Origin of the sequence: Pararobbsia alpina, assembly GCF_902859895.1 — a bacterium.
Lineage (GTDB): Bacteria > Pseudomonadota > Gammaproteobacteria > Burkholderiales > Burkholderiaceae > Pararobbsia > Pararobbsia alpina.
This window is the reverse complement of record NZ_CADIKM010000013.1, coordinates 1-22,012: the sequence shown is the minus strand read 5'-3', so window position 1 is coordinate 22,012 and position 22,012 is coordinate 1. Positions and strand designations below refer to the sequence as shown.

Here is a 22,012-nt window from a genome sequence, read left to right as displayed (position 1 = left end):
GCCTTGCGCCGCCGCCGAGTCGACACGCCGCCGCCGAGCCGACGCGCCGTCGCCGAGTCGATGCGTCGCCGTCGAATCGATGCGTAGCTCGCCGAGTCGATGCGTACCTCGCCGGTGTACGGTCTCGCCGCGGGCAAGGCTGAGGCTCAGCCCGCCCGTTTTTTTGAAGCCGCGAGTTCGGTCAGCGTGCTCAAGGCCTGAGCAACGGTCAGCCGCGCGGTATCGATGACGAGGCGCTCGCGGCTCCACGGTTCGTATTCGCGAGCGAGCACCTCCTGCCAGGTCGGCAGCGTTTGGCCCGCGATATCGGGTTGCCGCGACTCGATGCGGCGCTGATGCTTGACGAGATCCGAGCAGACGGTCTCGACCTCGATGACCGGCACACCGACGCGCGTGCCGATATCGCGCCAGCTGTCGCGCGTGATGCCGAGCGGGTTCACGCAATCCGCGACGATGGTCAGGCCGAGCCGTAGATTGTCTTCGGCGACCGCATAGGCAGCCGCATAACCTTCGGCGCCGACCGGCCCGTGCTCCGCATTCGCCGCCCTTGCGTTGGCGATCGCCTGCTCGACCGAGTCGATACGCAGGTGTACGGCGCCGAGTCCACGTGCGAGACCGCGTGACAATGTGGTCTTGCCGGTGCCGGGAAGTCCTGCGAAAACAATCAGCATGATCGAGTCGTCCTGTTTGTGTTGGCAGAAGGATACGGGTTGTCATGCCGGTCTGTCGACATCGCCGCTGGCCGCGCGGACCCACACCCGATAGAATGCAGCGCTTTGCACGCGCATTCCATGTGGTTCAAGAACCTTCAGCTTCACCGCCTTCCCGCCCCTTGGGCCGTCACCGCTGAACAGATTGAGAAATGGCTCGCGCCGCACGCATTCGAGCCGGCCGGTAGCATGGAGATGCTGACCCAGGGCTGGGCATCGCCGCGCGAGAACGGCGCACTCGTGCATGCGCTCGGTGGCCAGATGCTGCTCGTGTTTCGGGCCGAGAAAAAGCTGTTGCCCGCTTCGGTCGTCAACCAGGTCACCAAGGCCCGGGCGCAGGAGATCGAGGAACAACAGGGCTACAAGCCGGGCCGCAAGCAAATGCGCGAACTCAAGGAGCGCGTGATCGACGAACTGACGCCGCGCGCGTTCAGCATCCGGCGCGACACGCGGGTCTGGATCGACACCGACCACGGCTGGCTCGTGATCGACGCGGCGGCGCAGGCGCTGGCCGACGATGTGCGCTCGCTGCTCGTGAAATCGATCGATCAGTTGCCCCTCGCGAGTGTGCGCACGGCCCTCTCGCCGGTCGCCGCGATGACGCGCTGGCTGCTGCCCGACGAGGTACCGGGCGGCTTCACGGTCGACCAGGACACGGAGCTGCGCTCGATTGGCGAAGGCAATGCGACCGTGCGTTATGTGGGCCACTCGCTCGAAGGCGAGGAAGTCCGGCGCCACCTCGAGGAAGGCAAGCAGTGCATGCGGCTTGCGCTGACATGGCAGGACCGCGTGTCGTTCGTGCTGACGCCCTCGCTGACCGTCAAGCGCGTGGCGCCGCTCGACGTGATCAAGGATGCGGCGGATCCGACCGTCAATGGCGAGGACGAGACCTTCGACGCCGACATGGTGTTGATGACCGGCGAGCTCGGCAAGATGCTTGCCGATCTCGTCGAGGCGCTCGGCGGTGAAGCGAAGATCTGATGCATTGGGGCGGTGAATCGAAAGCGGTGAACCGAAACCGGCGAGCCGGGTGGGCAGGTACGACGATCCGCTAGGGCCGTGCCTGCCGACTACGCCGAATCGGGTCGAGCAGCGGCTTGAGGCCGTTGTGGTCGATCTCCTGCATCAGTTGCAACAGTCGCCCGATCTCGCCTTTCGGAAACCCCTCCCGCGCGAACCAGTTCAGATAGTGCCCCGGCAGATCGGCGATCAGCCGGCCCTTGTATTTGCCGAAGGGCATCTCGCGGGTGACGAGCAGTTCGAGGTCTTGCGGGGTCATCGCGGTTTGTGCGGTATGTCTGGTCGACGTGCTCTACCGCTTGCGCGGCAGCGCTCACTTGGCGAGCTTTTCGACGAGCAGGATCAGGGTATGAATGACCTTGATATGGATTTCCTGGATGCGGTCGGCGTAGCCCGTATGCGGCACCCGGATTTCGATATCCGCGAGACCTTCGCGTCCAATGGCGCCGCCGTCCTTGCCGGTCAGTGCAATCGTCTTCATGCCGAGCTGCTTCGCGGCGGCCATCGCCCGGATCACGTTCTTCGAATTGCCGGACGTGGAGATCGCCAGCAGCACGTCGCCCGGCCGCCCGACCGCTTCGACATAGCGCGAAAAAATGAAATCGAAGCCGAAGTCGTTGCCGACGCACGAGATATGGCTGACGTCGGAAATGGCGATCGCCGGAAACCCCTTGCGGTCGTCCCGAAAACGGCCGGTCAATTCCTCGGCGAAATGCATCGCATCGCAGTGCGAGCCGCCATTGCCGCAGGACAGGACCTTGCAGCCCTGGTCGAACGCATCAGCGAGCAGGCGCGCGGCGCTCGCAACCTTCGCGAGTTGGGCATCGTCGTTCAGGAAGGCATCCAGAACACTCGCGGCGGCCTCGAATTCGGCCTTGATTTCGCGTGCCAAGCTGGCTGGCGTGTTCTCGTCGACGGTGGGCATGGACATGCGGCTTGCTCCTGTGGAATGTGCCGAATCTTAGCGCACTAGGCCACGGCGATACTGATCGCATGGATCAACAGGCCGACCGCGCCGCCGACGATCGTGCCGTTGACGCGGATGAACTGCAGATCGCGCCCGACGCTGAGCTCGACGTCGCGCACGAGCGTGCGGTCGTCCCATTGCCTGACCGTGGTCGCGATATGGCGGGCGATGCCGTCGCGCAGGTCGGGTGCGACCGCGCGCATGGCGTCGTGCATATGGGTATTGATCGAGTCGCGCAGGGAGGCGTCGTTCGCGAGCGTCAGCGCGAGCGAACTCGCCGCGGCGACGATCTTGCCGCGCAGGACCGAATCGGTGCGCGCGATGTCCTCGCGCAGCCAGCCCGTGAATTCTTCCCAGAGCCCATTTACATAGGCGCGCAACTCTGGCCGCTCGAGCCATTGCTGCTTGTGTTCGTCGATGCGTTGCTTGAACGAGGGATCGGACTTGAGGCGTTCGATAAACCGCCCGACGGCACGATCGAAAGCCTGGCGGCGCTCGTGCTCGGGGTTTTCGCTGATTTCATGCAGCCATTTGTTGGCGCCGCGCACGAGACCGCCCGCGAACTTGCGGCCGAGGTCTTCGGCCTTCAGGCCCATGAAGCCGAGCGCGCCGATCAGCGTCGGGTATTCCTCGCCGGCGACCTGGACGATCTTGTCGGCGAGCATCTGCTGGACTTCTTCGCGCTCGAGCCACTCGGACAGTTCCGTGAGGCCGTCGTCGAGCAGGCGCTGGTGGCGGTTGTCGGCGGTCAGGGTCGAGAGCAGGGCACCCACGCCGCCCGCGAGGTCGAAATCCTGCGCGCGGCGACGCAGCGAGGTATAGAGCATGTTCTTGACATGTTCGTCGTTGATCAGCCCCAGGACCTGCGATATCGCGGCGAGCGACTTCTCGCCGAGCAGCGCGGCGTTGCCCGGCTCGGTAAGCCAGACCGAGAGGCGGCCTGCCGGGTCGAAGCGTGCGATCTTGTCGACCAGCGCTTCCGTGCCGAGAAACTTGTCACGCACGAACTCGGCCAGATTGTCGGCCACGCGTGCCTTGTTGGCTGGCAGGATCGCCGTATGCGGGATCGGCAGGCCGAGCGGATGCCGGAACAGGGCGACGACCGCAAACCAGTCGGCCAGCGCGCCAATCATCGCGGCTTCGGAGAATGCCGTGAGCCAGGCCCATGCGCCGGCGTCGTGGTGGCTCTTGGCGAGCGCGAACAAGCCTGCTGCGACAACCAGCAGGCCCGTCGCGAAGACCTTCATTCGATTCAGTGCTGCACGCTTTTGCGGCGCTTCCATAGTGTTCGGCTTGTACTTTTGAGGGTGGGCAAGATCGCGCAGGGGTGCGCGAGGTTGCGTATTGTCCTCGATTTCCGCCTTTCCCGGACGCGCAAACTGTGTCCCCCGCGGTTTCACTGCATCGGCGAATAGGCGGTCGGTGCGAGGAAGGAATTTTCGATGTGATCGACGAGCGGGCCGTTCTCCTCGCTCTTGCTGCGCTGCTCGATCCACTCGGGATCCTTCAGGAAGTTGGCCCAGCGAGTCTCCTGCTCGGCCAGGCTCGCCCAGCGCAGCATATAGGTCAGGGTCTGGTTGGTCGGACCCACATAGTTGGTCCAGAAGCCGATCGGCTCGATTCCGTGCTTCTCGAACAGCTTGAGCGTCACGTTTGCAAAGCGTTGATGGAGCTGGGGCAGCCGGCCGGGAATGCAGTGATAGACGCGCAGTTCAATGATCATTCAATGCCTCGCATACAGGACAGGAAGTGGGAGGTAATTGGAAACAGGCGGGTGCAATCATAAGATAAGTACACGGCGAACGTCGCGCGGCACGGCGTTCACGGCGCCATGCATTGGACGATCCTCCACAGCGCTGCAGAATCAGGCAAGCATCGTGCAGCTTCGGGTATTCACTCAGGGCGCCTGCAATCTTACGATATCGTCAGTCTCGACACGAGGGCAATCGACATGATCGATCGTATTCATGCAATGCGCACATTCATCCGCATTGTCGACAGCAACAGCTTTGCGCGCGCGGCCGAATCTCTTGACATGCCGCGAGCACGCGTGACCACGCTCATGCAGGAACTCGAAGCGCTGCTCGGCGTGCAATTGCTCCTGCGCACGACACGCCGTCTGAGTCTCACTCCCGAAGGCGCGGCCTATTATGAACGCTGCGAGGCCATTCTCGCGGATCTCGACGAGATGGAGGCGAACTTGCGCGGCAGCGCGGACAATCTGCAAGGCCGCCTGCGCGTCGAGATGCCGAGTGCGGTCGCCACCGCGCTCGTGCTTCCCGCACTCGGGGAATTCCATGCGCGACATCCGCATGTCGAGGTCGCGATCGGTTTCAGCAACCGGCCGGTCGACCTCGTCGGCGAGGGTATCGATTGCAGTGTCCAGCTCGGCGAGTTGCCCGACTCGGGTCTCGCCGCGCGCCGGCTCGGCATGCTCAGGCATGTGACCTGTGCGAGTCCGGCCTATCTTGCGCGGCGCGGCGTGCCGAAGACGCTCGACGATCTCACGGGGCACGTTGCGGTGAATTGCATGTCGTCGCCGGCCGCGCGCAAGGTGAGCCTCGATTTCGCGGTCGGTGGCGAGACGGTCGAAGTCAAGCTCGACGGATTTGTTCAGGTAGCCGAAGACCATGCCTACCTGAGCTGCGGTCTGCAGGGACTTGGATTGATCCAGCCGTCGCGGATCGCCGCGCTGCCTTATCTGCGCTCGGGCCAGTTGCGTGAAGTGCTCGGCGCGTGGTCGCCGGTCGCCACACCGGTTTCGGTCACCTATGTGAAAAGCCGCCAGGCTTCCCCGCGCGTGCGCGCCTTCGTCGACTGGCTGATCGAACTGTTCGATCGCACCGCGCTCGACGGGGACACGCAGTCGAGTTTCGGCGGCGCCCGGGCATCGGTGGCGGTTGCGGCCGCGACCGCCACCGCGTCTGCCTCGCTGGCGCACGCGGCGGAAAACGATGCCGATCTCGAGATGGAGGCATGAGGGGAGCCTTGGGGGGAGGGGAGCTGGAGAAGAGCTTGAGGGCGCCAAGCGGGACGCCTGAGCACGCGGTGGCCGCCATCGTGCGAAGATGGCGGTCATGGATACGCAAACCTCCCTGAATGCCGAACCTGCGCCGGCCTCGCTCGTCGACTTCGTGCGCCGCTACCCGCGTCTGTTCGTGCTGGGGGGCGCGGGCGTCAGCACGGCCTCGGGCATCCCTGACTATCGTGATGCCGATGGGCAGCGCAAGGGCCGCGACCCCGTGATCCTGCAGGATTTTCTCAAGTCCGAGGCGATGCGCCGTCGCTACTGGGCGCGCAATATGATCGGCTGGCCGACCGTTTCGCAGGCGCGTCCCAATGCCGCGCATCGCGCGCTTGTCGGGCTCGATGCACTCGGACATCTGGAGCGGCTGGTCACGCAGAATGTCGACGGGCTCCACACGCAGGCAGGCAGTGCAAATGTGATCGAACTGCACGGCAATATCGACCAGGTCGTCTGCCTCGGCTGTGGACGCCGGCATGCCCGCGCGGCGATTCAGCAGCGCCTCGAAGCGGATAATCCCGACTGGCTCGAAGCAAAGGCAATGCCGTTGCCCGACGGCGATGCATTGCTCGAATCGTCGCGCTTCGATGTCTTCCGCGCACCCGTATGCGACGATTGTGGTGGCGTGCTCAAACCCGACGTGGTTTTCTTCGGCGAAGGCGTGCCGCGTGCGCGCGTCCAGGCCGCGAGCGAGGCCCTCGCGCGAGCCGACGGCATGCTCGTGGTCGGATCTTCGCTGATGGTGTATTCCGGATTTCGTTTCTGCGAACAGGCTGCGCGCGCGGGTATACCGATCGCCGCCGTCAATGTCGGCCGTACGCGCGCCGATCATCTGTTGTCGCTCAAGATCGCACAGCCCTGTGAGGTCGCATTGAGCGCGCTCGTCGAGCAACTGGCCGCGCATTCTCATAGCACCGCCTGAGCGCACATCGAGGCGCGGACTAGCCGGTTCTCGAACTGTTTGGAGTACGTGTGCGGTTCGCCGGTTCTTGCCCGGCTCGCCTCGTCCGGGCAGGGGACGCCTCGGATGGAATATGATGTGTGCGCGAATGCCTTTCTTGCATTGTCGGCCGATGCTGGCGGCGAGGGGAAACACAATGCTTGGCGCCGTCAAGGGGATATTGCCTTCGGAGCCTGCGGGGCAGGGCCTGTTCCCAGCGACAGGGCGGGGCGTGGAGCTTTACGATAGATAAGATTGTGCGCGGACGCGCGGGGGGCAAGCGCGTCAATCGAGGGGAGCACCAGCCGCTGCTGGACCCGCTAACGTCGATCCTGAACCATAAGAAAATGAACCCAGACTCCGTTAGCGCAAAGCTGCTCGAGGCATTGCCGGCTGCCGTCCTTGTCCTGAGGGGCGGTCTGATGGTTTACGCGAATCCGGCCGCACACTTGCTGCTCGAGGTCGAGATGAGCGGCGAATACCCGCAAGGTTTGGTCGGCCAGCCCATTGTCGAATTCATTCATCCGCTCGATCAATCTCATTCGGTCAACCGTATTCGCCGTTCCGCATCCAGCAAGACCGCGAACGTTCCCGTCGAAGTCCGCCTCCAGACCCGCCGTAATCGCGTACGCGTCGTGTTGGTCACCAGTGTTTCCGTGGACTTAGAAGGTGAGCCGGGTGTACTGGTCACCGCGATGGAGGTCAGGCGCGACAGTACGACGGGCGAGCGGATGCGGCGCAGCGAGGAACATTTTCGCCGGCTCTTCGAGAATATGCAGGACGTCTACTATCGGACCGACGCGCTCGGCGTGGTCCAGCTTGTCGGTCCCGGTGTGCGGCGTGTACTCGGTTTCGAACCCCATGAGATCGTCGGACGTACGGCCGAAGAGTACTACCCGAATCACGCGGACCGCGATGCATTCAAGGACGCGATACGCAAGTTTGGCGAGGTCGCCGATTTTCCGGGGCAGATGGTACGCAAGGACGGCCGCATCATCGACATCTCCATCAGCAGCAGTGCCTTGTTCGACGAAGACGGTGCGTTCGCCGGCGTGGAGGGTATCTACCGCGACGTCACCGAGCGCAAGGAGCTCGAACGCGAATTGCGCCGGCTCGCGAGCATCGATTCACTGACCAATATCCTCAATCGCCGCGCCTTCATCGAGCGTGCCCGCGAGGAACTTGGCACGCATTACGAGCCCGGCATTGAGCAGACCTTGCTGCTGCTCGATATCGACTACTTCAAGTCGATCAACGATCAATACGGTCATGCAACCGGCGACCAGGTGCTCACACGCTTCGCGCGCGCAGTCGGCGAGCAGATCTGGTCGACCGATCTGTTCGGGCGTCTGGGCGGGGAGGAATTCGCGATCCTGGTCAAGCACACCAACCCCGAGCAGGTCAGGGACCTCGTCGACCGTGTGCTCGATGCGGTCCGCACGATCCGGCTCGAAGCGGACGGCCGCCCATCACGCGCGGTGACGGTGAGTATCGGCGCGGCGAGGCGCACATCGATCGACCATCGTGTCGAACACCTGCTCGACCGTGCCGACCGCGCACTCTATCAAGCCAAGCATGGCGGTCGTGATCGCGTGTTCTGGGAACGCACGGCCTGAGTTCAATCGCCTCGATTCGCCTGCGCATGCCCTCCTGAACTGACCGATGTGCAAAAAAAGCACCGGCTATGTTTCATGTGTTCATGAATTCGACACGGTTCCATCCGTATCCTGTCGTCGGTCTGTGAATGCGGCTGTCGCTTTGAACGGACATGTCACGGACTTACGGAGGACACATGATGTTCGGATACTTCGCTCGCCTGCACGTTGGTTGTTTTGCCCCAGGTCTTTTCCATGTCAACGCGCGCTCTGTTGCCGCGGTACCGTCCATGCTCATGTCGGTATCCGGATCAATCAAGCGCAGCGTGTGGCTGCTTGTATCCGGTGTCCTGGTCTGCACCTGTCTCGCCGCTTGCGGCGGTCATGACGACGACAATCACGCAGTGAGCAGTTCCGCGAATTCGGACGCGTCGCGGTCGGACTCAGCATCCGAATCGTCCTCCGCCTCGCAGCTTGATTCATCCACGGTAGCGAATGTGACTCCCCCCGCATCCGGCGCCCTGGCTCCCCCAGTTATGCACTTCGCACAGTAACCCCCCCCGTACTGTCGGGTCCACGCTCGCCAGCACAAGGGCGTCCGACTGTATCTCTCCCCCACTGAAAAAACGTTTAAAAACATGACATCTAAGAATCGACGTGAGTTCTTGCGCACTGTCGCGGGCACTGCCGGTGCAGCCTCCGCGCTGAGCGTGCTGCCCGCCGGCATCCGCAACGCGCTTGCCCTGCCGGCGAACAACGAAAAGAAGAGCATCGAGGACATCGAGCACATCGTGATCCTCATGCAGGAGAACCGTTCGTTCGACCACTACTTCGGCACGCTGCGCGGCGTACGCGGTTTCGGCGATACACGCACCACGCCGTTGCCCAACGGCAAACCAGTCTTCTACCAGCCGAACGGCACCGGCTACCTGCTGCCCTTCCGTCCGAGCGCGCCGAACCTGGGCATGCAGTTCATCCAGGATCTCGCGCACGACTGGACGAGCACGCACGGTGCATGGAACAACGGCCACTATGATCAGTGGGTGCCAACGAAGGGCACGACCACGATGGCGTATTTCACACGCGAAGACATTCCGTTTCACTACGCGCTGGCCGATGCATTCACGATCTGCGATGCATACCATTGCTCGACGTTGACATCGACCGATCCGAACCGCTACTACATGTGGACCGGCTGGGTCGGCAACGACGGCAGCGGTGGCGGCCCCGTGATCGACAACGCGGAAGCAGGTTATGCATGGTCGACCTACCCTGAACTGCTCGAACGCGCAGGCGTGCCCTGGAAGATCTACCAGGACGTCGGCATCGGCTTGACGGCCGCGGGCGCGTGGGGCTGGACGTCGGATGCGTATATCGGAAACTTCGGCGATAACTCGCTGCTGTATTTCAAGCAGTACCAGACGTCGCAGCCGGGCAGCAGCCTGTACGAGAAGGCCCTGACCGGTACGAACGTGTCGGTGTCGGGCGACTACTTCGATATTCTGAAAGCGGACGTCGAGAACGACAACCTGCCCGCGGTGTCGTGGATCGTCGCGCCGGAAGCCTTCTCCGAGCACCCGAACTGGCCGGCCAACTATGGCGCCTGGTATGTGAACCAGGTGCTCGAAGTGCTGACTTCGAACGCCAAGCTCTGGAGCAAGACCGCGCTGATCATCACGTTCGACGAGAACGATGGCTTCTTCGATCACGTCTCGCCGCCGTTCGCTTCGTCGACGTCGGCAACGGGCCAGTCGACCGTGGCGACCACGCATGAATTCTTCGAAGGCAATTCGACGTATCCGGCCGGCCCTTACGGCCTCGGACCGCGCGTGCCGATGCTCATCGTCTCACCGTGGACCAAGGGCGGCTACGTCTGCTCGGAAGTGTTCGACCATACCTCGATCATTCGCTTTATCGACAAGCGTTTCGGCAAGCAGTACGGCATTCAGGCCGAGCGCAACATCACGCCATGGCGCCGTGCCATTTGTGGTGACCTCATGTCCGCGTTCAACTTCGACAACCCGAACGACGTGGTGCCCCCGATGCCGGATACCACTGCGTTCGCGCCGCCCGACAAGCTGCGCCATCCGGATTTCGTGCCGGTGCCGCCGACCACGCAAGCCTTGCCGCAGCAGGAATCCGGCGTACGGCCCGCACGTGCGCTGCCTTATGAGTTTTTCGTGCACGGCAAGATGGACCCCTCGAACGGCAAGTTCGAACTCGCGTTCAGCAATACGGGCGACGCCGGCGCGACGTTCCTCGTGTATGCGAACGACGGCGCGGCCACGCCGATGTCCTACACGGTCGAGGCCGGCAAGAAGCTCACCGACCCGTTGCTGGTCGAAGCGGGCTCGGATGGCGACTACGCGTTCGCGGTCTTCGGGCCGAACGGCTTCCTGCGCGAGTTCCGCGGCAGCGCGGCGAAGCTCGGCAAGCATGGGAGCGCGAACCCGGAAATCGCCAACGGCTATGACGTCGCAAACGGCAATGTGCAGATCAAGCTGAAGAACAACGGCGATTCGGCCTGCGTGTTCACGATCGCCAATGCCTACGGCAGCAGTGTGCCGCGCACGTACAAGGTCCGTCCGGGCGACGACGTGGATGTCGATTGGGATCTGCGTTCAAGCTATGGCTGGTACGACCTGAGCGTGACGGTCGACTCGGATGCGAAGTTCAAGCGCCGCTTTGCGGGCCACGTCGAAACGGGGCGCAGCAGCGCGAGCGATCCGGCATTGGGCGCATAAGCTGTGTGAAGGCCAGGGTGCCGGTGCGGATTGACCGGCACGTATGAACCTGGCTGAGGAGCGCGTTCTCCAAAAACAAAGAGGCACCCGTTTGTTGGGTGCCTCTTTGCTTTACTGCCTGTTCAGCTCGCCGTGCGCTTAGTGGCACACCCTGTGATGGTGTGCGGTGTGGCAGACCACATGATGAACGTGATGGACCGGATGATGGACATCGGCGAAGGCGCTCAGCGGCGCAAGGGCGGTCAGGCCGGTCATCAGAACCAGCGAAGTCAGCGCGCGACGAATCGTCATGAAAGGGTTCCTCGAAAGCATTGAAAGGATTGCGGGTGCAATGGTGCAATACTTTAACGAGCGCGCTATCGAATGGGAACCCCAAAACTGTAAGCGTTGCTAACAAATCTGCGCAAGCACCAGGATGGTTTCAATAGGCTTTCTAAGAAGAGCTTCCGGGCGCGGAGACGATTCGACCGCGGCCACTTTTCCCATGCTGGTAAGCTTGCCAAATCTATATAGGAGGAATTGAGGATGAGCAGTCAGGCAAAGGTGGCTCTCGTGACCGGCGCATCGCGCGGCATCGGCAGGGCGGTTGCGCAGAAGTTGCTGGATCACGGTTATCGCGTGGTGGTCGCCGCACGTGCGCTCGAACCGCTTGAAGCCTTTGCGAAGGCCGCGCAGGACGCCGGCCATGAAGCCCTGGCCGTGCAGGCCGACGTGAGCGATGCGGCGAGCGTCGAACAGCTGTTCGAACGCACGCGCGAGCACTTCGGCCGGCTCGACGTGTTGTTCAACAATGCAGGCATCGGTGCATCGGCGGTGTCGATCGACGAGTTGTCGGTCGAGCAGTGGCGCGCGGTCGTCGATACGAATCTGACGGGCGTATTCCTCTGTAGCCGCGCCGCGTTCCGGTTGATGAAGACACAGCAGCCACGAGGTGGCCGCATCATCAACAACGGCTCGATTTCGTCCTATACGCCGCGACCGTTCAGTGCACCCTATACGTCGACCAAGCACGCGGTCGCGGGCCTTACCAAGGCGCTGTCGCTCGATGGCCGCGCGTTCGATATCGCCTGCGGACAGATCGACATCGGCAACGCCGCGACCGACATGACCGAGCGGATGGTGCACGGTGTGTTGCAGGCCAATGGCGAGACCGCGGCCGAGCCGCGCATCGATCTCGACCATGTCGCGAATGCGGCGCTCTATATGGCCGGCCTGCCGCTCGAGGCGAACGTGCAATCCATGACGGTGATGGCGACCAAGATGCCGTTTGTCGGACGCGGTTGAGCATCGAGGTCCGATCGATGCCCAAGGCGCAAGGCAGAGGGAGTGTATCGACACGAACCGCTGGCCGGCGCCGGCCTCCCATTCGTGCGCTACTTGGCGTTCCACTTACGGCTGCGATTCTGGTTCTACGTGCGGCCCTGCATCCCACTTCGCTTTCGTCCTTACTCCTCGTGCTTGCATGGGGCCTGACTTCGGCCTTCCCGATCGAAGCTGCCGCGGCCGATACGGCCGCGACTGTCCCCGTCGACGACCTTGCGCCCGCGACGATCGAAAGCGACGTCCATTTGTTCACGCTCAATGACGACGGTTCGATCGACGAGGTCGACGAGATCGTGCTGCGTGCGAACACGACCGCGGGCGTCGACGAGATCGCACAGCGCTATATCTGGTTCGACAAGAACATCGATCATGTCGAGGTGCTCGAGGCGGAGACGATCACGGCTGCCGGTACCCATATACCGGTCAGTCCCGCGCAGATCCGCGACGTCCTGGAGCCGCGTTCAGCCGATGCGCCGACCTTCAGCGATGCCGAGCTCAGGGTGGTGATTTTCCCGGCTGTCGGAGTGGGCTCGCGGGTTCATCTGAAATTTCACAAGCTTCGTACGCAGCCGACGATTCCGCGGCAATTCAGCCATCTCGCCGAACCCGCACGCGTGCCGATCGAAAGCCAGAAGCTGATTTTCGACCTGCCCGCGGACCGGCCGCTTCATGCCGATGCGCAGGGCTACACCGCGATTGCACCCGTGAGCGCCGCCGGGCGCACACGCTACGAGTTCCACTACCGGCGCATCCATTTCGACCGCCCCGAACGCGGCTCGATCGCGTTCGCAAGTTATGGCGATCGCCTGCTGGTCACGACCTTTCCCGACTACGCCGCCTTCGCGGCAAGCTATCGCGACGCGGCAGTCGATGCGAGTGCCGGCGATCCGGGCGTGCGTGCGCTCGCCGAGTCGCTCACTGCAGGCGAGACCGATCCGCGTGACAAGGCTCGCACGCTCTATGACTGGATGCGGATGAACATCCGCTACGTCGCGCTGCTGCTCGGCGAAACCGCGGTTGCCCCGCACAAGGTCGCCGATATCCTTGCCAACCGCTACGGCGATTGCAAGGACCACGTTGCCTTGTTCGGTGCGCTGCTGAGCGCGGTCGGCATTCGTAATGAACCCGCCCTGCTCAATCTGGGCGAGGTCTATACGCTGCCGTCGGTGCCCGGTTACGGAGGCGCCGCGATCAATCACGTGATCGTCTGGATGCCCGAACTCGGAACGTTCGCCGATACCACGGCCGGCGGCATCGAATTCGGTTACCTGCCGTCGGGCGTGATGGACCGGCCTGCCTTGCACGTCGATCAGGGTGTCCTCGTGCGCACACCCGCGACGCAGGCGCTCGGGCGCACCGTGCACCTGCAGATGGAGGTCGGGGGCGATGGCGCGGCGGGCTATGCGTACGATGTCGAGGACAGCGGCTGGAGCGCGGAACTCGAACGCAACCGCCTGCGCCGCGCGAGCCGGCAGCGGCGCGCTGCGGTCGTGGCGGAGCGTCTGCAGGCAAGCGGCCTGCAAGGGGAAGGGACCCTGTCGACCAGTCCACTCGAAGCGACTTCCGGATCGTTGCACACATCGATTCGCGGCAAGGTCGAGCACTTTATCTGGCCGACGGGCACCACCGCGATCGGCGCGCTCAGCAGTTTCTCCGGCGGTATCGCCTCGCAGTTGCGCGGCTGGCTGGCCGAGCCCACACGCACGCAGCCTTATCTCTGCCCGAACGGTGAATTCGACGAGACGGGTGTCATCGCGTTTGCCTCCCGATTCCGGATCACCGACATCCCCGACGACATCGAGCTCCACAGCGAGACGGTCGACTATCAGTCGCACTACGTGTTCGATGCGCAGTCGCAGGTCATCCAGGTCAGTCGCCACCTGAGCGCGCACTCTCGGTCGACCGTGTGTCCGGCCGCCGGCTTCGCGGCGTCGCGCGATATCCTGCTCAAGGCCGAACGCGATGCGATGTCGCAGGTAATCGTCAAGGCGCCACAGGCGGTGCCATAGATAACGAAAGCATGAAACCGGGAGACACCTATGAGTGAGCAGAACGCGCTATCGCATCTGCGAGTGCTGGATCTTTCGCGCGTGCTGGCCGGGCCGTGGGCGAGCCAGATGCTCGCCGACCTCGGCGCGGATGTGATCAAGGTCGAGCGGCCTGGCACCGGTGACGACACCCGCGCATGGGGGCCGCCATTCCTGCATGACATTGAGGGCAAGGAAACGGGCGAGTCGGCTTATTTTCTCAGCACGAACCGCAACAAGCGCTCGCTGACGGTCGATATCACGACTGAGGAAGGCCAGAAGATCGTGCGCGATCTAGCCACGCGTTCCGATATCGTCATCGAGAATTTCAAGCGAGGAGGCCTCGCGGCCTACGGGCTCGACTACGAGTCGATCCGGCAGATTGCACCGCGCATCATCTACTGCTCGATCACCGGTTTCGGGCAGACCGGACCGTATGCGGAACGTGCCGGCTACGACTTCCTGATTCAGGCGATGGGCGGCCTGATGAGCGTGACGGGGCGCGCCGATCATGAGGCCGGCGCGGGTCCGATGAAGGTCGGTGTCGCGCTGACCGATGTGCTGACCGGACTCTACGCAAGCAATGCGATTCTCGCGGCGCTCGCCTATCGCGAACGGACCGGCATCGGCCAGCATATCGACCTCGCGCTGTTCGACGTGCAGGTCGCGACGCTCGTGAACCAGGCAAGCAACTACCTCGTGAGCGGAAAGCCGCCTGTGCGGCTCGGCAACAGCCATCCGAACATCGTTCCGTACCAGGATTTTCCGACCGCTGACGGCTATATGGTCATCGCGGTGGGCAACGACACACAGTTTCGGCGCCTGTGCACCGTGGCCGACTGCGCGGCGCTTGCCGACGATCCGCGCTTCGCGAGCAACCGGGAACGCGTGCACCATCGCGATACCTTGGTCGCACTGCTGCGCGAACGCACACGCGAGCGGACCACGCACGACTGGGTCAGTGCACTCGAGGCGGCGGGTGTGCCCTGTGGTCCGATCAACGATCTCGCGGAGGTATTCGCCGATCCCCAGGCGGTGGCGCGCGGCTTGCGTGTCGATCTTCCGCATCCGGCGGGCACGGCGCCGGGCGTCGCGAGTCCGATCCGGCTGTCGCACACGCCCGTCCAGTACAGGCGTGCACCGCCGACGCTGGGCCAGCATACGGAGGAGCTGCTGACGGACGTGCTCGGTTACGATGAAAAGCAGATCGCGGCACTGGCTGCGCGCAGGATCATATGAGGCCGCCGCGGCTTCGCGGCTTATTCAGCCGCATTTTTCTTCGCTTTCTGCGGGCTCACCCTGATTACTTGGAAACGAACAAACCCCCACGCTGTCGAACGCTTGCTGAACATTGAGAAGCGCCGGACGATCGTCAATACAGGCGCGGAGTCACTCAGCGATGGTGGGGTAAGGAGGTGTGCGAGTGTGTGTTTTGCTGGTCTGGATTTTGCATTGACCGTTAAAGCGAACGCGTGGGCGCAAGCACGGAAACTTCGGAGGAAACATGCAGCAACATTCACAAGGCACGGCGGCCCAAGCCGCCGCCGCGTCGAAGTCGGCAGCCAATCGCATTATTGAAGCCGCTCGCGCGCGCAGCGCGGCGGCGGAAGCAGAAGCAGAACGGGCACGTTACGTCGAGCCCGGGCTCGCGCGGCTGCTGGGACAAGTGCCGCAAGATACCGATCCGCGTGGTTCGACCAAGTAAAGCCGACCGGTCCGATACGCGATACAAGAATTTACAAGATCAGGGAAGCTCTTACATACAGTCGCCGCAACGTGCAATGAGGACGCTGCGGCATTTTTTATGCCGCGCCTCTTTATGCCGCCTCCCGCAGCCGGGCGATATCTCGCACCGGCGGTGCACCGAACAGCCGCCGGTATTCGCGGCTGAATTGCGACGCGCTCTCGTAGCCGACCCGATGGCTCGCGGTTGCCGCGTCGAGCACCTCGGTGAGCATGAGCCGTCGCGCTTCCTGCAAGCGAAGCTGCTTCTGGTATTGAAGCGGGCTCATCGCGGTCACCGCCTTGAAATGATGATGTAACGACGAAGCGCTCATATTGACGGTGCGCGCAATCGATTCGATCCGCAGCGGACGATCGTAGTTTTCGCGCAGCCAACTGATGGCCTTGGTGATCCGGTGTGTGTGGCTGCCGGCGAGCGCGATCTGGCTCAGCCGCGCGCCCTGGCCGTCGACGATCAGTCGATAGAGGATTTCGCGCTCGATCAGCGGCGCCAGGATCGGGATTTCCTCGGGCGCGTCGAGCAGCCGCACGAGACGCAGCACGGCATCGAGCAGGGGCAGCCCCAGTCGCGAAACGAACAATCCGCGGCTTGCTTCTTGCGGGGGCGTCCGCGGCAATGCCGCGTCGTGCATGAGCGCACCAATCTTCTCGGCATCGAGATCGAATCGCATGCTCAGGTAGGGATGTTCGGGTGACATCCCGACCATCTGAGAAACCACCGGCAAGTCGACCGACGTGACCAGATAGGACGAGGGATCGTACAGATAGGTCTCGTCCCCGACCAGGATTCGCTTGCTACATTGCGCGATCACGCCGAGCGCGGGCTGCTGGAAACCATGGTGAGGGGCGACCGGGTGGGAAATCCTGTTCAGAAAAAGACCCGGTACGGCCGTGGCAGGCGCACCGTCGCGGCCGGTGAATCGTTCAATCAATTCTCGCAGCTCGGCGAGCTGTCGTTCGATCACGACTTGTTGTGCGGCGTCGGGATAGGCTTGGATGTCCATGGTCTGCGGTGCTCAAGAGATAACTCTGAGAAGACCGCCAGCTTACTCCCGGTCGAGTCGGATGTCGCATCAGGTCGTGCGGGTTTGCAGGATCGAGCAATTTTTGTAGAGGATCGTGCTACCGGCCCGCGCCTGCGCCGGCGCAGACTCCCATCACCCGTCGCACCGTTCCCGCGCGGCGACGACTTCTGTAGAACCCTTCGGAGATAGCAGATGCGTTACAACAAACTCGGCCATACCGGCTTGTTCGTTTCAGAGCTGTGCCTGGGCACGATGACGTTCGGCGGTTCGGGCGAAATGTGGAGCCAGATCGGCACGCTCCAGCAAAGCGACGCCGAGAAGCTGATCGGTCGTTCGCTGGACGCCGGCATCAATTTCATCGATACGGCCGACGTCTATTCGGACGGCGTATCCGAACAGATCACCGGTCAGGCGCTGAAGAACCTCAAGATCGCGCGTGAAGACGTCATCGTCGCGACCAAGGTGTTCGGCGAAGTCGGCAACAAGGGTGTCAATGCGCGCGGTGCATCGCGCGCGCATATCATGGACGGCGTAAAGGCCAGCCTCAAGCGCCTGCAGCTCGACCATATCGATCTCTACCAGATCCACGGCTTCGATCCGGCCACGCCGATCGAGGAAACCGTGCGTGCGCTCGACAACCTCGTGCAACACGGCCATGTCCGTTACGTCGGGGTGTCGAACTGGGCCGCCTGGCAGATCATGAAAGCGCTGGGGATCGCGGACAAGCACGGCCTCGCGCGCTTCGAATCGCTGCAAGCGTATTACACGGTCGCGGGCCGCGATCTCGAACGCGAAATCGTGCCCTTGCTGCGCAGTGAAGATGTGGGCCTGATGGTCTGGAGTCCGCTTGCGGGTGGTCTGCTCAGCGGTAAATACTCGCGCGACCAGAAGGGTGGAACGGGCGATCGCCGGACCACCTTCGATTTTCCGCCGGTCGACAAACCGCGCGCCTTCGATTGCGTCGATGTGATGCGGCGTATCGCCGACGCGAAGAAGGTCTCGGTCGCACAGATCGCGCTGGCGTGGCTGCTGCATCAGAAGCACGTGACGACCGTGATCATCGGTGCGAAGCGCGTCGACCAGCTCGACGACAATATCGCGGCGACCGGGGTCAAGCTCAGCGACGACGAGCTCGCCGCGCTCAACGAAGTGAGCACGCTGCCGCCGGAATATCCGGGCTGGATGTTCGAGCGCCAGGGCGCCTACCGGCGCAAGCAGTTGGCCGAGGCGGGCTGAACGGTCCCGGCATGGAGCGCGCGGTAGGGTAGGCAGGGCGCCTTCAGTCCATCGCGACGTGGACCGCTTCCGCGTCCGGGGCATGCTGCTTCGGACGCTTGATCACTGCGAGCAGCGGCACCACGACGAGCGTCGCGATGAACATGAGCTTGAATGCATCGTCGTAGGCGATCATCGAGGCCTGCTGCCCGATCAATTGGTCGAGCGAGGCCATTGCCATCCTCGAGGACGTATCGACCTGCGAGGTGATGGCCTCGTTGTATGGCGTCACATAGCTCGCGAGCGAGGCATGTGAGATCTGCGTATTTCGCGTGACCATCGTCTGGATCACCGAAATACCGAGACTGCTGCCGAGATTGCGCATGAGGCTGTAGATCGCGGTGCCGTCGGCGCGCAGCTCGGTGCTCAGGCTCGAGAACGTCACGGTACTCAGCGGCACGAAGATCAGGCCCAGACCGAAGCCCTGGATCACGCCGGGCCATACGATATCGGCCTGCGACAACACGATCGTGTAACCCATCATCTCGAACAACGCGTAGGCCGAGATCAGGAAGCCCATCAGCAGCATCAGCCGGGTTTCGATCTTGCCGAGCAGCCGCCCGGCCAGCAGCATCGCGATCATGGTGCCCAGGCCGCTCGGCGCCGTGACGAGGCCGGTCGTCGCGACCGGATACCCCATCAGTGACTGCAACATCGGCGGGAGCAGGGCACGCGTCGCATAGAGCACTGCGCCGACCACGAAGATGAAACAAGTGCCCGTCACGAAATTGCGGTCGCGCAGCAACTCGGCTCGAAAGAACGAGCGCTTGCCCGCCGTCATCGTATGCACGACAAAAAACGCGAAGCTGGTGGCCGCGACCAGTGCCTCGATCTGGATTTCGAGCGAACTGAACCAGTCGAGTTGCTCACCTCGGTCGAGCAGGGCCTGGAATGCGCCGATCGCGATCGAGAGCGTGGCAAAGCCAAAGAAATCGAGCATATTGCGCGCGACGCGCTTCGCGCCCGGCAGATAGGTCAGCACGCCAAACAGCGCAAATGCGCCGACCGGCAGGTTGATGAAAAACACCCAGCGCCAGTTGTAGCTGTCGGTCAGCCAGCCGCCGAGTGTCGGGCCGAGAATGGGCCCGACCATCACCCCCATGCCCCAGACGGCCATCGCCTGCCCCTGCTTTTCGCGTGGATTGATATCGAGCAGGATCGACTGCGACAACGGCACCAGTGAGGCGCCGAAGATCCCCTGCAGCAGACGCGAGCCGATGATCTGGACCAGTGTCTCGGACATCCCGCAGAGCGCCGAGGCCACTGTGAATCCACCGATCGCGAGGGCGAGCAGGCGCTTGACGCCGAGCCGGTCGCTGAGCCACCCGGTCAGCGGCGTCGCGATCGCCGCCGCGACGATATAGGACGTCAGCACCCAGGTGATCTCGTCCTGCGAGGCCGAGAGGGTGCCCTGCATATGCGGCAGCGCGACGTTGGCGATCGTGCTGTCCAGGGTCTGCATGAGCGTCGCCAGCATCAACGATACGGTAATCATCCCGCGATTGAGTCCGGCACCGGGTTCCGGGGTCGGTACGGCGGCAGTCTGGGAACTCACGATTGGCCAGGGCTGAATTGATTTGATAAGCCAGCATATTATAGTTAGGCTTATCGCGCCAGTAGTGGTTGCACGGTGACTGCGCTTTGCGGCCCGTTGATGTCCGACAAACCATTCCTGTTTTCAGACAAACAAATCTGTTTCGCCTTTTCGCGACAAATAAATCTGTTTTGCCGCCAATCTCTGTCCGCAATCGACCACAAACGAAAACGCACTCAAAAAACTCGGAAACGCGGAACTCGACTTGACGACTTACGTAGGAATCACAGGTCTCTTCGACCCAGCCGAGTAACCTTCCGGGACATACATGGGCGCAACGAAGCCACCACGTATGTCCCGGTCGAGATTTCTCGAACCTCTCCGTTATCGCCTCTTGCGGGCAGCGGTTTAGAGCAGTGCGACATGTTGACGAGCTGCTGTGCAACCAAATGGCGAACTTCGTCCTCGCATTGCCACGTCCCGAAACGTACGTGGTACGAGATAGGCACGTGGGCATTCAGGCGCGCCGAACGCACCAGTCGGTGCGGTTCGCGTTAATGGTCACCTCGCCCACCGTCGTTTTCACGGCCGTGATGCCGGTCACCTTGCTGCTCCCCGCGTTGATGGTCGTGACCCCAATCATCTCGATGCCCGCCGCGATAGTCCCGCGCGTCATGCCATTCGCGTTCACGCCCGTGGCGTTCTTCCCACTCCCGACGCTCCCAATAACGACGCCCATCATAGTACCTGTCACCATACCAGCCCGGACCAATGACAACAGCGGCAGGAGGTTCAACATACACCTGGGGGGGCGGAGCGTAGACCGGCTCGGGTGCATAGACAGCACCGGGGATTCCAATGTTTACTCCAACATCGACATGGGCGAGAGCGACGGACGATACGCCTATGCCGAGACCGGCAACCAGTGTCATTGCGAACCTGCGGCTGCATGAGATGCTCATAATTTCCTTGTCAATATGTACTGTTAAGCAGGGGAATGTGCAAGCGTGTCAGGGACAGTTAATAGCGGTCGTGGTCATGCCCCTGCTCGTGGTAGCCGCCTTCGGGTACAAAGATGCAGCCGCCCAGCGCGCTTCCAAGACAAACGGCCAATAGCACCAACGCAATAGTTCTTTTCATAAGTTGCCCATTTTGCAAGTTGTAAGCGGACTATATTGAGCTGGCAGATTAACGGTATTTTTGTATGTAACGAAACGTGTCTTGTGAAACGCCTGAGCGCGGACAATTGCGAGCGGCTAGCTGGGCCCGCGGAGGCAGCATGCATCCCTTGAGAACAGGAAACCGCGACGTTATCGAATGGTTTGTCGGCGACGCTGCCGAGGCCGCGCACGTTGATAAATCGGGTTCTTATTTGATGGGCGACTGTTACATAGGTCATGGGCAGGGACGCGCCCGCAGCACTGCGTTATGTCGAATACGTACCAAAAACATTCGGTTTCGGGAGGCGCGACAAGGATAGGGACATATCGCCCGAAATCGTTCACAGCCTTCCGTCGATGTTTCTGGTGACGAGTCTCCGTGCAAGGCGCGCCGCGCGATGCGCTCGTGGCTGACATCACACCTTCTGAATGGTGCCGCTTACGGACTGCTGCAATCACTCGATACGGTCGACGCATTTCTCGGCCCGTTACCGGCGGTCGGATTGATGTTGTTGTGGGCAGACAACCTCCGTCGAGTGTTCTGGGTCGCCGTTATTCCGGGCCTCGTCGCCGTTGTCGGCTGCGGACGGATAGCTACATCAGAGGCGTCTGCGGCGTCGCAACGTCGTCAGGTCGTCACCGACAGGCACCCCGGCGAACATCAGGAGCATTGCGGCCAGTGGCAGTGTAGCGATGAAGCCGAATTGCTTGAAACCAAACGCGCCTGCGACGCCACCAGCAAAAAAAGAGCAGAGCAAGGAGGTCAGTAGCGCAAGCTTACGTCGGTCCGCCCGAACGTATTGAGAGGATGTCAGCGGCATTCCACGATTCCAGTACAAGCTCTTGCCCAGTTCAATGCCGATATCGGTCACCAGGCCTGTCATATGAGTAGTCCGGATTTCCGACTTCGAAATCTTCGTTATC

The 22,012-nt window shown here is 62.5% G+C and carries 20 protein-coding genes and 1 pseudogene; 11 read left to right on the top strand and 10 right to left on the bottom strand.

Annotated features, from left to right (window positions below; translation table 11 throughout):
* Positions 1-146 precede the first annotated feature (146 nt).
* Positions 147-671: a P-loop nucleotide/nucleoside kinase family protein gene (locus tag HV670_RS14965; protein ID WP_175105575.1), complete on the bottom strand. Its 525-nt coding sequence runs from the start codon at positions 669-671 to the stop codon at positions 147-149.
* Between the two features lie 120 nt (positions 672-791).
* Between HV670_RS14965 and HV670_RS14960 the strand changes: the two genes are divergently transcribed.
* Positions 792-1,691, top strand: a complete 900-nt coding sequence (locus tag HV670_RS14960) for a recombination-associated protein RdgC (protein ID WP_175105574.1) — start codon at positions 792-794, stop codon at positions 1,689-1,691.
* 70 nt (positions 1,692-1,761) lie between these two features.
* On the opposite strand, the gene HV670_RS14955 is transcribed toward HV670_RS14960, so the two are convergent.
* The 4 genes from HV670_RS14955 to HV670_RS14940 all read right to left on the bottom strand — a co-directional run bounded on the left by HV670_RS14955 (position 1,762) and on the right by HV670_RS14940 (position 4,420).
* Entirely contained in the window at positions 1,762-1,989 is a 228-nt protein-coding gene (locus HV670_RS14955) for a DUF3820 family protein (protein WP_175105573.1), read from the bottom strand.
* A 54-nt stretch (positions 1,990-2,043) separates the two neighbouring features.
* Entirely contained in the window at positions 2,044-2,661 is a 618-nt protein-coding gene (gene lpcA / locus HV670_RS14950; RefSeq protein WP_246257466.1) for a D-sedoheptulose 7-phosphate isomerase, read from the bottom strand.
* A 38-nt stretch (positions 2,662-2,699) separates the two neighbouring features.
* Positions 2,700-3,980, bottom strand: coding sequence for a DUF445 domain-containing protein (locus tag HV670_RS14945; protein ID WP_175105572.1), 1,281 nt, complete (start codon positions 3,978-3,980; stop codon positions 2,700-2,702).
* 113 nt (positions 3,981-4,093) lie between these two features.
* Entirely contained in the window at positions 4,094-4,420 is a 327-nt protein-coding gene (locus tag HV670_RS14940; protein WP_175105571.1) for an NIPSNAP family protein, read from the bottom strand.
* A gap of 228 nt (positions 4,421-4,648) precedes the next feature.
* Between HV670_RS14940 and HV670_RS14935 the strand changes: the two genes are divergently transcribed.
* From HV670_RS14935 to HV670_RS14920, 4 genes are all read left to right on the top strand, one after another.
* A complete protein-coding gene (locus HV670_RS14935; RefSeq protein WP_175105570.1) occupies positions 4,649-5,677 on the top strand; it encodes a LysR family transcriptional regulator in 1,029 nt (342 codons plus the stop codon).
* A 97-nt stretch (positions 5,678-5,774) separates the two neighbouring features.
* Positions 5,775-6,644 (top strand): NAD-dependent protein deacetylase, encoded by an 870-nt coding sequence (locus HV670_RS14930; RefSeq protein ID WP_343054445.1) that lies wholly within the window; start codon positions 5,775-5,777, stop codon positions 6,642-6,644.
* Positions 6,645-7,009: 365 nt separating this feature from the next.
* Positions 7,010-8,278 (top strand): sensor domain-containing diguanylate cyclase, encoded by a 1,269-nt coding sequence (locus HV670_RS14925; RefSeq protein WP_175105568.1) that lies wholly within the window; start codon positions 7,010-7,012, stop codon positions 8,276-8,278.
* Positions 8,279-8,895: 617 nt separating this feature from the next.
* Positions 8,896-11,001: a phosphocholine-specific phospholipase C gene (locus tag HV670_RS14920; RefSeq protein ID WP_175105567.1), complete on the top strand. Its 2,106-nt coding sequence runs from the start codon at positions 8,896-8,898 to the stop codon at positions 10,999-11,001.
* 138 nt (positions 11,002-11,139) lie between these two features.
* Here HV670_RS14920 and HV670_RS14915 read toward each other — a convergent pair whose 3' ends face one another.
* Positions 11,140-11,292, bottom strand: a complete 153-nt coding sequence (locus HV670_RS14915; protein ID WP_175105566.1) for a hypothetical protein — start codon at positions 11,290-11,292, stop codon at positions 11,140-11,142.
* A gap of 234 nt (positions 11,293-11,526) precedes the next feature.
* Between HV670_RS14915 and HV670_RS14910 the strand changes: the two genes are divergently transcribed.
* From HV670_RS14910 to HV670_RS14895, 4 genes are all read left to right on the top strand, one after another.
* The gene (locus HV670_RS14910; protein ID WP_175105565.1) at positions 11,527-12,285 is read left to right on the top strand and encodes an SDR family oxidoreductase; all 759 of its coding nucleotides are present in this window, start codon (positions 11,527-11,529) and stop codon (positions 12,283-12,285) included.
* A 17-nt stretch (positions 12,286-12,302) separates the two neighbouring features.
* The gene (locus HV670_RS14905) at positions 12,303-14,333 is read left to right on the top strand and encodes a DUF3857 domain-containing transglutaminase family protein (protein ID WP_175105564.1); all 2,031 of its coding nucleotides are present in this window, start codon (positions 12,303-12,305) and stop codon (positions 14,331-14,333) included.
* A 30-nt stretch (positions 14,334-14,363) separates the two neighbouring features.
* Positions 14,364-15,590, top strand: a complete 1,227-nt coding sequence (locus tag HV670_RS14900; protein WP_175105563.1) for a CaiB/BaiF CoA transferase family protein — start codon at positions 14,364-14,366, stop codon at positions 15,588-15,590.
* Between the two features lie 265 nt (positions 15,591-15,855).
* Positions 15,856-16,056, top strand: coding sequence for a hypothetical protein (locus HV670_RS14895; RefSeq protein ID WP_175105562.1), 201 nt, complete (start codon positions 15,856-15,858; stop codon positions 16,054-16,056).
* A gap of 112 nt (positions 16,057-16,168) precedes the next feature.
* Here HV670_RS14895 and HV670_RS14890 read toward each other — a convergent pair whose 3' ends face one another.
* Positions 16,169-17,098, bottom strand: coding sequence for an AraC family transcriptional regulator (locus HV670_RS14890; protein WP_175105561.1), 930 nt, complete (start codon positions 17,096-17,098; stop codon positions 16,169-16,171).
* A gap of 213 nt (positions 17,099-17,311) precedes the next feature.
* Between HV670_RS14890 and HV670_RS14885 the strand changes: the two genes are divergently transcribed.
* Positions 17,312-18,355, top strand: a complete 1,044-nt coding sequence (locus HV670_RS14885; protein WP_175105560.1) for an aldo/keto reductase — start codon at positions 17,312-17,314, stop codon at positions 18,353-18,355.
* Between the two features lie 43 nt (positions 18,356-18,398).
* Here HV670_RS14885 and HV670_RS14880 read toward each other — a convergent pair whose 3' ends face one another.
* Positions 18,399-19,889, bottom strand: coding sequence for a DHA2 family efflux MFS transporter permease subunit (locus HV670_RS14880; protein WP_175105663.1), 1,491 nt, complete (start codon positions 19,887-19,889; stop codon positions 18,399-18,401).
* A gap of 556 nt (positions 19,890-20,445) precedes the next feature.
* Positions 20,446-20,670, bottom strand: coding sequence for a hypothetical protein (locus HV670_RS32230; RefSeq protein WP_175105559.1), 225 nt, complete (start codon positions 20,668-20,670; stop codon positions 20,446-20,448).
* A gap of 797 nt (positions 20,671-21,467) precedes the next feature.
* On the opposite strand from HV670_RS32230, the pseudogene HV670_RS31040 reads away from it, so the two are divergent.
* A pseudogene (locus tag HV670_RS31040) lies at positions 21,468-21,663 on the top strand (MFS transporter); the annotation flags it as partial.
* A 24-nt stretch (positions 21,664-21,687) separates the two neighbouring features.
* Here HV670_RS31040 and HV670_RS14870 read toward each other — a convergent pair.
* A partial coding sequence (locus HV670_RS14870) for a YoaK family protein (protein WP_175105558.1) occupies positions 21,688-22,012 on the bottom strand: 325 nt, incomplete at its 5' end.